This window comes from Palleronia caenipelagi (assembly GCF_007004065.1).
Taxonomy (GTDB): domain Bacteria; phylum Pseudomonadota; class Alphaproteobacteria; order Rhodobacterales; family Rhodobacteraceae; genus Palleronia; species Palleronia caenipelagi.
In genome coordinates this window covers 1-707 of the sequence record NZ_VFSV01000168.1, presented here as the reverse complement: position 1 = coordinate 707, position 707 = coordinate 1, and the positions used below count along the sequence as shown (strand labels likewise).

1 protein-coding gene and 1 pseudogene are annotated in these 707 nt (G+C 57.4%); one reads left to right on the top strand and one right to left on the bottom strand.

Annotated elements, in window-relative coordinates:
• Positions 1–274, bottom strand: a 274-nt coding sequence (locus FEV53_RS20510) for a transposase (RefSeq protein ID WP_185962286.1), incomplete at its 3' end; no start/stop codon positions are given.
• Between the two features lie 81 nt (positions 275–355).
• On the opposite strand from FEV53_RS20510, the pseudogene FEV53_RS20505 reads away from it, so the two are divergent.
• Positions 356–707 (top strand): annotated as a pseudogene (locus FEV53_RS20505) (transposase); the annotation flags it as partial.

The following is a 707-nucleotide window of genomic DNA, read 5'->3' as shown; positions in this document are numbered from 1 at the left end:
AAAGACTTCGAACGAAGCCCTGCGTTTGACGAAGCGCCAGTCCGAACACGACGCGCAAGGTCAGGCAGATTTCAATCGCCATGTCCGAATACCGCCGCTGCGCACCGAGCATACCAGCGGGCGGTGGGCTCCATCTGGCCATCGCGTCTTCGCTGAGCCAGATCGTCACGTCATCGCGCTGGCGGAGACTCTCGTTGTATCCGGCCCAGTTCGTGACCCGGTACTTCGCCTTCGCAAACTTGTCCCGTCGTGATGCGTTGTGCTTGAATGGCATTGGGTGTCCTGTCGTCAGACCGACCTGGTCTTTCCCCACTGAAGTGGTCCTCCGCTATGTTCAGGAAAACGGAGGAAACAGATGGCAAACAAGCGACCAAAGCCAGAAGAGATTGTTACGAAGTTACGGCAGGGTGAGGTTCTGACGGGGCAAGGGATGCCGCGTCTGGATGCGATCCGCCAGATCGGCGTGACTGAACAGACGTTCTACCGCTGGAAGAAAAAGTACGGTGGAATGGGCACGGACCAATTGAAGGAACTAAAGCGTCTTCAGAAAGAGAATGAGCGGCTGCGCAAGGCTGTTTCGGATCTGACCCTGGACAAGCTGATCCTGGCGGAGGCCGCAAAGGGAAACTTCTGAGCCCCGCTCGTCGCCGTACCTGCATTGATCGTGTTCGTGCAGAACTGAACGTTTCGGAACGTCGCGCGTGTCG